Below are 7,918 nucleotides of genomic sequence, written 5' to 3' on the forward strand. Positions count from 1 at the left end.
GCCATCCAAGCCCGGCGCTACTCGTTGCGCAACAGCGGCGCCGGCCGGGCGCGCAGCGCCAGCGCCGTGCCGATATAGCCCAGCGCCAGGGTCAGCAGCACGCAGCCCAGCACGGTCAGCGCCAGGGTGCCGGGCAGGAAGATCCAGTCCGCGCGCATGACGAAATGCACCACAGCCCAACTCGCGGCGGACCCGGCGGCGGCGGCCAGCAACCCCGCAACCAGCCCAAGCAGCCCGAATTCCACCAGCCAGGCGCCACGGATCTGCGACCGCGTGGCGCCGATGGTCTTCAGCACCACCGCATCCCGCACCCGCGCGCCCTGCCCGGCGGCGACCGCGCCAGCCAGCACCAGCATCCCGGCCAGCAGCGTGACGGAGGAGGTGGCCTGCAACGCCACGCCGACCCGCGTCAGCAGCCCGGCCACCGCCTCCAGCGCATCCCGCACCCGGATACCGGAGATGTTGGGGAAGGCATCGGTCAGCACCCGCAGCACCGCCGGTTCCACCTGTTCGGTGCTGCGGACGGTGGCGATATGCGTGTGCGGCGCCGCGGCCAGCAGCCCGGGGGAGGCGACCATGACGTAGTTGATGCCAAGCCCGCGCCACTGGATCTCGCGGAGGGAGGCGACGCGCAGGTCGATGTCACGACCGAGCACATTGACGGTGACCGTGGACCCCACCCCCATGCCCCAGCCGCGGGCAAGGTTGGCGTCGAAGGACACCAGCGGCGGGCCGCTGTAATCCGCCGGCCACCAATTCCCCTCGACCAGACGCGTGCCATCCGGCGGGGTGGCCGAATAGGTCAGGCCACGATCCCCGCGCAGCGCCCAGCGCGTATCCTCGGTCGCCTGCACCTGCTCCGAAGGCGTGCCGTCCACCGCGACGATGCGGGCGCGCAGCGAGGGCACGGAGCGGACCTCCGACACGCCGGGCTGCGCGGCGGCCAGGGCGTTGAACTGGGCCGACTGCTCGTTCTGGATGTCGATGAAGAAGAAGCTCGGTGCCGCATTCGGCATCTGGTCCGAAAGCTGGCGGCGCAGATTGCCCTCGATGGTGGCGATCGCCGCCAGCGTGGTCAGGCCGATGCCGAGCGCCACCAGCATGGTCGGCGTCGGCGCGCCGGGGCGGTATAAATTGGCAAGGCCCAGCCGCAGGGTCGGCCGGCGGATGCCGCGCAGGCTGCGCGCCAGTGCCATCAGCCCGGAAGCCCCCAGCCGGAACAGCAGCAGGGTCAGCGCCGCGCCGGCACAGAAGCCCAGCGCGAAGCGCGGCTGTTCCGCCGTGCCCACCACCAGCGCCACCAGCGCCAGCGCGGTCGCCGCATTGGCCAGCAGGATGCCGCGGGAAGGCCAGCCCGGATTCGCGGTCACCAGGTCCCGGAACAGCGCCGCGCCCGGAATCCGCTGCGCGCGGCCGAGCGGCCAGAGCGAGAAGGTCAGCGCCGTCAGCAGCCCATACAGCGCCGCCAGCCCCAACGGCGCCCAGTAGATGCCGAAGCGCGGCGGCACCGGCAGCGCACCGGCCAGCGCCTGCGCGCCCAGCCAGGTCAGTGCGAAGCCGGAGACCAGGCCGATGCCAATCCCGATCCCCGCCAGCACCATCACCTGGATCAGGTAGGTGGCCAGGATGGTGCCCGAAGGCGCGCCGAGGCAGCGCAGCGTGGCGATGGTGCGGCCGCGCGCTTCAAGCCAGGCGCGCACGCCGGTGGCGACGCCGATGCCGCCGACCAGCAGTGCGGTGAAGCCGGCCAGCACCAGGAAGGCGGTGGCGCGGTCGAGGAAGCGGTTCACCCCCGGCTCCGCCTGGTCCGCCGTCCGCACCCGCCAGCCGCCATCGCCCACCGCAGCCCGGAACTGGGCCGCGAAGGCGCGGACATCGGTACCTTCCGGCAGGCGCAGGCGGGTGTCGTAGGACACCAGGCTGCCCGGCTGGATCAGCGCGGTGGAGGGCAGGGCGGCTGCCAGGATCAGGGCGCGCGGGCCGAGCACGGCCGGGCTCGCCACCCGGTCCGGTTCCTGCGCGATGGTGCCGGCGAAGACCAGGCTGGCCTCGCCGATGCGGACCCGGTCGCCCGGCCTGACGCCCAGGCGCTCCACCACCGAGGCTTCCAGCGCCACGCGGTGCTGGCCATCGGGGGCGGCCAGCGTCGCCTCGGGCGGGTCAAGGCGCAGCTCACCATACAGCGGATAGGCGGCATCGACGGATTTCAGCTCGACCAGGGCACGTTCGCCGGAAGGGGCGACGGCCATCGCGCGCATCTCGATGATCCCAGAGGTCACGGCACCGCGCTGCCGCGCCCAGTCCAGCGCCACATCGGGCAAGGGCTGGTAGTTCACCCGCACCTCGACATCGCCGCCGAGCAGCCTGGCGCCATCGGCCAGCAGCCCGGCCTTGGTGGCGCTTTGCAGCGTGCCGACGGCCGCGATGCTGGCCACGCCGAGCGCCAGGCAGGCCAGCACCAGCCGCAACTGCCGCACGCCGCCGCGCAATTCCCGCCGCGCCAGCCGCGCGCCGAGCACCAGATGCTGCATCATGGCGCTTTACTCCGCCGCCAGCTTGAGGCCGGCGGTGTCGGAGACGATGCGCCCATCCTCCATCCGCACCTGCCTTTCGCAACGATCGGCCAGCGCCGGGTCATGGGTTATCAGCAGCAGGGTGGTGCCGAGCCGGGCGCGCAGGCCGAACAGCAGGTCCATCACCACCGTGCCGGTGGCGCGGTCCAGATTGCCGGTGGGCTCGTCGGCCAGGATCAGGCGGGGCTCCGCCACCACGGCGCGGGCGAGTGCCACGCGCTGCTGCTCGCCGCCCGACATCTGCCCGGGGTAATGGTCCAGCCGATGGCCGAGGCCGACGCCCTTCAGCGCCTCCGCCGCCTTGTCGAAGGCGTCCCGCCTGCCGGCGAATTCCAGCGGCATGGCGACATTCTCCAGCGCCGTCATGGTCGGGATCAGGTGGAAAGCCTGGAAGACGATCCCCACCTCGTCGCGACGGAACCGGGCCAGCGCATCCTCGTCCAGCGCCCCCATATCCCGCCCGGCCACGGAAAGGCGCCCCGCACTCGGCGTCTCGAGGCCGGCCAGCAGCATGAGGAGCGACGTCTTGCCCGAGCCCGAAGGCCCCACGATGCCCACCGCCTCCCCGGCCGCGACCGAGAGGTCGACGCCGCGCAGCACATGCACCGGGCCGGAGGCCGCCTTGGCGGTGAAAACCAGGCCGGTGGCGGCGATCAGCGGTGATGCGGGTGGGATCACGGGCGAAAAATCCTGTTACGGCGATGTCATGCCATATGGGCGGCGTGCTGCGCTGCAAAAGGCGGCGCTCGGTATCGGAGTATTGCTGGCCGGAACAACGGGCGCGCGCGCCCAGGGCCGGGAGCTGCGCCTGCTGATGCTGGGCGATTCCATCACCGCCGGCTACGGCCTGGCGCGCGGCGAAGGCCCACCGGCGCGGATCGAGGCGCTGCTGCGGGAGAAGGGCCGCAATGTGCGGCTGCTGGATGCGGGTGTCTCCGGCGATACCACGGCTGGCGGCCGTGCCAGGCTGGAATGGGCGCTGGCCGACCGGCCTGATGCGGTGATCGTCGCGCTCGGCGGCAATGACGCGCTGCGCGGCCTGACGCCGGCGCAGATGCGGACCAATCTGACCGCGATCCTGGACGGGCTGGCGGCGCGGAACATCCCGACGCTGCTGGCCGGCATGATCGCCCCGCCCAATCTCGGCGCGGAATATGGCCGGGAATTCGCCGCGGTGTTTTCCGAGCTGGCCGCGGCACGGCCGCAGATTGTGTTCTACCCCTTCCTGCTGGAGGGCGTGGCCGGCGAACCGACGCTGAATCAGCCCGACCGCATCCACCCCAACCCGCGCGGCGCGCAGGTCCTGGCGGAGCGGCTGCTACCTGCCATCGAAACGCTACTGGACCGCGTGGCCAGTTCTCCCGCAGGGTGAGGCAGCCCCGGAGTCGCGGAGCGCACGCCCATGGTTCGCCTGTTCGTTGCCCTGGCCTTGCCCGACCAGGTGAAGGCTCAGCTTGCCGCCCTGGCCGGCGGCATTCCCGGTGCCCGCTGGGTGCCGCCGGAGAACTACCATCTGACGCTCCGCTTCATCGGCGAGATCGAGAGCTGGCAGGCGGAGGAAGTGGATGCGGCCCTCGCCGCCATCCGCGCGCCGCGCTTCGAGCTGGCCCTGGCCGGGATCGGCACCTTCGAGAAGGGCGGCCGCATCCAGTCCATCCACATCACGGCGGAACGCAGCGAGGCGCTGACCCGCTTGCAGTCCAAGGTGGAGACGGCCTTGCAGCGCGTCGGGCTGGAGCCGGACCGCCGCCGCTTCGCCCCGCATGTGACGCTGGCGCGGACCGACAAGGCGGAGACGCACCGGCTGATCGGCTTCATCCACGCCCATAGCCTGTTCCGGTCGCCCCCGGTGCCGATCGACAACTTCGTGCTGTTCTCGTCCTATCTGGGCAAGGAGGCCGCGCATTACGTGCCGGAGGTGGAATACGAGCTGAGCTGAAAGCTGGCCAACCTCACGCCGTCCCAGGCGCCCCGCTTCGCAACCCTGCAGCGGCAGCCTGTCAAAAATACCCTTCGCGTTTTTTGCGTTCCATGGAGGCGTCCTGGTCGGTGTCGATCAGGCGGCCCTGGCGTTCGCTGGTGCGGCTGTCGCGGATTTCGGCCAGCATCTGGTCCAGGGTTTCGGCGCGGCTTTCATGTGCGCCGGTCAGAGGCCAATCGCCCATGGTGCGGAAGCGGACCCAGAGGGTTTCCTCCTGCTCGCCCGGCTCCAGGGGCATGCGGGCATCATCGCGCATGATCAGCGCGCCGCTGCGGCGGACCACCGGGCGCGGGGCGGCGAAGTACAGCGGCACCACGGGGATGGATTCCGCGGCGATGTAGTCCCAGACGTCGAATTCGGTCCAGTTGGACAGCGGGAAGACGCGCATGCCTTCGCCGGGGTTCATGCGGGTATTGTACAGGCCCCATAGCTCGGGCCGCTGGCCGCGCGGGTCCCAGACATGGCCGGGCGCGCGGAAGGAAAACACGCGTTCCTTGGCGCGGGCCTTTTCCTCATCCCGGCGGGCGCCGCCGATGGCGGCATCGAAGCCATGCGCGTCGAGCGCCTGTTTCAGCGCGTCCGTTCCCATGACGGACATGTGCAGCTGTGAGCCATGGGTGAGGGGGCCGATGCCGCGGGCCAGGCCGTCCGGGTTGGTATGGACGATGCACTCCAGGCCCAGTTCGGCCATGCGCCGGTCCCGGAACTCCAGCATCGCCTTGAAATCCCAGCCCGTCGCGATGTGCAGCAGGCGGAAGGGCGGCTTGCCCGGCGCGAAGGCCTTCATCGCAAGCTGCAGCACCACCGAGCTGTCCTTGCCGATGGAGTACAGCAGCACCGGGTTGCGGAAGCTGGCCGCGGTCTCGCGGAGGATGCCGATGGCCTCCGCCTCCAGCCGCCGGAGATGCGGCGTCAGGCGATGGGCGGTTGCGGTGGCCATGGTTCGTTGCGTCTCCGCTGCGGTGGGCGCCGCCTGTCAGATGACACGCAAGCGCCCGCGCAGGAACCCCGTCAGGCTGCCTTCAGGCCGCCTTGAGGCCCGCGGCCAGTCAGGCCGCCTTCAAAAAGGTCAGCAGCTTCTCCGATGCCGCGGCCTTGTCGGTGCGGTCGATGGCGGCGAGTTCCGCGGCCAGGCGGTCCAGCGCCTGTTCGTAGATCTGCCGTTCGGAGAAGGACTGGTCCGGCTGGCCGGCATTGCGGTGCAGGTCGCGCACCACTTCCGCGATGGCCAGCGGATCGCCGGAGTTGATCTTCGCCTCATATTCCTGGGCGCGGCGGGACCACATTGTGCGCTTTATGCGCGCGCGGCCGCGCAGCACTTCCAGCGCCTCCGCCATGTGGTCATCGGTGGCCAGCTTGCGCAGGCCGGAGGAGGCGGCCTTGTTCACCGGCACCCGCAGGGTCATGCGGTTTTCCTCGAAGGTGACGATGATCACCTTGAGGGACATGCCGGCCACCGGCATTTCCTCGATGCCCTGCACCTGGCCGACGCCATGGGTCGGGTAGACCACATGGTCGCCCGGCTTGAATTCGGGCGGCGGGCCCTTGGGGCGCGGCGGCGGCAGCGGCGTGCCATCCTCCGGGTCCTCCACCCCGCCTCGCGGCGCGCCGCGCTGGGAGAACATGGAAGGGCGCGGCGAATTGGCGGCCATGGAGCCAGGGCGCGGCGGCGGGCGGTGCGGCGGCGGGGGGCTGTCCTGGCGCGGCGGCGTCTGCGGCGTGCCGAACTTCACCGGCGCCTTCTCCGGCTTGGCGACGTCCTTGGCCGGGCGTCCAGCCTCAGACTTCTCAGCCTCAGGCTTTTCAGATTCGGTCTTTGCAGATGTATCGCCGGTTTTCGCCTGGGCGGTTTGCTTCATGTGGCGACCCGATTCTGCATCCCATACCAAAGCCGGCCCCCTTGCCACTGGCTGGGGGGCGGCCCGGTCTTGGGCATGTCATGGACCCGATGGGCGGAAAACCTGCGCGCTTCGCCCGGGTTTCCCGATCCCATTGATAATATAATACAAACCGGGGCGGATTTCCACCCCGGGCGGAATCCCGTGGGATTCGGGCAGGCGGTCGGTCAGGCCTTGCCGGGGGCCGGGTCGAAAAGCTCCATCTTGCCCGGCTTGTCCTTCCACTCATCCGCATCTTCCGGCGCTTCGCCCTTACGGGTGATGTTCGGCCATTGCGTGGCGTAGGTGCGGTTCAGTTCCACCCAGGGCGTTGCCTTGTCGTCACTGTCGGGCAGGATGGCCTCGGCCGGGCATTCCGGCTCGCAGACGCCGCAATCGATGCATTCATCCGGGTGGATGACCAGCATGTTCTCGCCGACATAGAAGCAGTCCACCGGACAGACTTCCACGCAGTCCATGTATTTGCACTTGATGCAGCTCTCGGTGACGACGTAGGTCAACTGCGCCTCCGGCGAAAATGCGGGGCCGCGCCCATCGGCGGTCCCACCGCCGCACCCCGGCAGGGCTGCGGCAGCCCTCAAATGGCCCAGCAACCCGCACAAGGCAAGAACCCGCACTGCAACATCAGGGCGGCGCGGGGTCCGAGAGGTCTTCATACAGCCCGCGCGCCTCGCTCGCCGGCCCGCGGCGGGAGGCGAGCGCCAGCACCCGCCACACCCGCACATCGCTGCCCATGCCGAAGGTCAGCACATCGCCCGGGCGCAGCTTGAAATGGGGCTTGTCGGTGCGCTGGCTGTTGATGCGCACGCGCCCGGCGGCAACCTGCCGGGCGCATTCCGTCCGCGTCTTGGCCGTGCGCGCGCACCAGAGCCAGAGGTCGAGCCGCTGCCAGGCGGTCTCAGCCTCCGGCGCCATGCCTCAGTCCTTGCGGAGCTTCAGCTGCGCCAGCACCGCGAAGGGCGAATCCGGCTTGGGGCCGGAGGACCATTCGCGCGGCGCGCTGCGGTCGCCACCGCGGTCCCCGCCGCGATCGCGGTCGCGATCCTGGCGCGGGTAACGGTCGCCACCACCCGGCTTGCCGCCAGGGCCACGATCGGGGCCACGGTTCGGGCGCGGGCCGCGATCGTCACGGCGCGCTTCCTGCGGCGCACCCTCGGGCCGAGGCGCATCGCTGCGCGGGCGGTCATTCGGTCCGCGCGGCGGGCCGCGGCGCGGGCCATCCTGGCGGGGGCGATCCTGGCGGGGTGCGTCGGCCGCAACCTCGGGCGGCGGAGACACGCCGGGCGGCAGGCCATCCACGCGCCAGTCGCGGCGCGGGCCATGATCCACCCGCTCCCGCCGCGGACCATCGCGCCGCGGGCCGTCCGGCCGGGCCGGGCGCAGTTCGGCCGGGATGGGCGGGCCGAAATAGACCGGGCGCGGGCCGTCGGGGCGGGGTGCCCGCTCCGGCCGCGGGCCCCGCGCGG

7 protein-coding genes and 2 pseudogenes are annotated in these 7,918 nt (G+C 71.1%); 2 read left to right on the top strand and 7 right to left on the bottom strand.

Going from position 1 to position 7,918, the window contains the following annotated elements; translation table 11 throughout:
* Window positions 1–17: 17 nt before the first annotated feature.
* Together Q8S40_RS17115 and Q8S40_RS17120 are read right to left on the bottom strand one after the other, a co-directional pair.
* Window positions 18–2,534 carry an ABC transporter permease gene (locus Q8S40_RS17115; protein ID WP_305671338.1) on the bottom strand — a complete coding sequence of 839 codons (2,517 nt, stop codon included), beginning with the start codon at window positions 2,532–2,534 and terminating at the stop codon, window positions 18–20.
* A 6-nt stretch (window positions 2,535–2,540) separates the two neighbouring features.
* Window positions 2,541–3,248 (bottom strand): ABC transporter ATP-binding protein, encoded by a 708-nt coding sequence (locus Q8S40_RS17120; RefSeq protein WP_304809355.1) that lies wholly within the window; start codon window positions 3,246–3,248, stop codon window positions 2,541–2,543.
* 85 nt (window positions 3,249–3,333) lie between these two features.
* Here Q8S40_RS17120 and Q8S40_RS17125 point away from each other — a divergent pair, with 85 nt between their 5' ends.
* A complete protein-coding gene (locus Q8S40_RS17125) occupies window positions 3,334–3,945 on the top strand; it encodes an arylesterase (RefSeq protein ID WP_305671339.1) in 612 nt (203 codons plus the stop codon).
* Window positions 3,946–3,975: 30 nt separating this feature from the next.
* Window positions 3,976–4,512: an RNA 2',3'-cyclic phosphodiesterase gene (gene thpR, locus Q8S40_RS17130; RefSeq protein WP_304809347.1), complete on the top strand. Its 537-nt coding sequence runs from the start codon at window positions 3,976–3,978 to the stop codon at window positions 4,510–4,512.
* 61 nt (window positions 4,513–4,573) lie between these two features.
* On the opposite strand, the pseudogene cysD reads toward thpR, so the two are convergent.
* From cysD to Q8S40_RS17155, 5 genes and pseudogenes are all read right to left on the bottom strand, one after another.
* A pseudogene (cysD, locus tag Q8S40_RS17135) lies at window positions 4,574–5,527 on the bottom strand (sulfate adenylyltransferase subunit CysD); the annotation flags it as partial.
* 76 nt (window positions 5,528–5,603) lie between these two features.
* Window positions 5,604–6,413, bottom strand: a complete 810-nt coding sequence (locus Q8S40_RS17140) for a CarD family transcriptional regulator (protein WP_304809350.1) — start codon at window positions 6,411–6,413, stop codon at window positions 5,604–5,606.
* Between the two features lie 206 nt (window positions 6,414–6,619).
* The gene (gene fdxA, locus Q8S40_RS17145; protein ID WP_304809351.1) at window positions 6,620–6,952 is read right to left on the bottom strand and encodes a ferredoxin FdxA; all 333 of its coding nucleotides are present in this window, start codon (window positions 6,950–6,952) and stop codon (window positions 6,620–6,622) included.
* A 124-nt stretch (window positions 6,953–7,076) separates the two neighbouring features.
* Window positions 7,077–7,367 carry an RNA-binding S4 domain-containing protein gene (locus Q8S40_RS17150; protein WP_304809352.1) on the bottom strand — a complete coding sequence of 97 codons (291 nt, stop codon included), beginning with the start codon at window positions 7,365–7,367 and terminating at the stop codon, window positions 7,077–7,079.
* Between the two features lie 3 nt (window positions 7,368–7,370).
* Window positions 7,371–7,918: pseudogene (locus Q8S40_RS17155) on the bottom strand (hypothetical protein); the annotation flags it as partial.

Origin of the sequence: Falsiroseomonas sp. (assembly GCF_030695085.1) — a bacterium.
Taxonomy (GTDB): Bacteria; Pseudomonadota; Alphaproteobacteria; order Acetobacterales; family Acetobacteraceae; genus Falsiroseomonas.